The following is a 756-nucleotide window of genomic DNA, read 5'->3' as shown; positions in this document are numbered from 1 at the left end:
GCCACGAACGGCGCGGCGAAGCTCGTGCCCTGCCAGTACGCGTGGCCGCCCGCACGGGTCGCGCCCGCCACCGCCGCGCCGGGTGCGACGAGGTCCACGTAGTCGCCGACCTGCGAGCCCGCCACCCGGTCGCCGGCGATGTCGATCGCGCCGACGCCCAGCACCCCGTCGTACCCGGCGGGGAACGACGGGAGGCGGGAGCCGTCGTCCGGCTGGCGGTTGCCGACGGCGGCCACGACGACCGCGTCCATCGCCACCGCGTGCGCCACGGCGTCCCGCACGTACCGGTTGTCCTCCTGGCCCGCCAGCGACAGGTTGATCACCTTCGCGCCCTGGTCGGCGGCGTACCAGATGCCGCGGGCCAGCACCACGGGGTCGAGGGCGTTCACCGCGCCGGTGTCGCCGTCGAGGTTCCGGTCGGCGACCCGCACGGGCAGCACCCGCGCGCCCGGCGCGACCCCGTGGAAGCCGACGCCCTCGACCGGGTCGGCGGCGACGACGCTCGCCACGGCGGTGCCGTGCGAACCGCAGTCGAAGTCGCCCGGCAGGTCGCCGACCAGGTGGAAGTCCTGGCCCCGCTCGACCTTGCCCGCCGCGCCGAGCTGCGGGTGGTCGCGGTCCACGCCGGTGTCCACGACGGCGACGAGCACGCCGGCGCCGGTGCTGTGCGGCCACGCCCGCCGCACGTTGAGCGCCTGCTGCGCCCAGGGCAGCTCCCGGATCACCGGCCGCGCGGGCTCGGGGTCGTGGCAGGCG

At 77.4% G+C, this 756-nt stretch carries 1 protein-coding gene; it reads right to left on the bottom strand.

Going from position 1 to position 756, the window contains the following annotated elements:
• A partial coding sequence (locus ACFQ3T_RS36875) for a S8 family serine peptidase (RefSeq protein ID WP_380730841.1) occupies positions 1–756 on the bottom strand: 756 nt, incomplete at both ends.

The sequence above is a fragment of the Saccharothrix hoggarensis genome (assembly GCF_042678885.1).
Lineage (GTDB): Bacteria > Actinomycetota > Actinomycetes > Mycobacteriales > Pseudonocardiaceae > Actinosynnema > Actinosynnema hoggarensis.
Note: the sequence above shows the minus strand (reverse complement) of the source record. Positions and strands in the feature narration are given on the sequence as shown.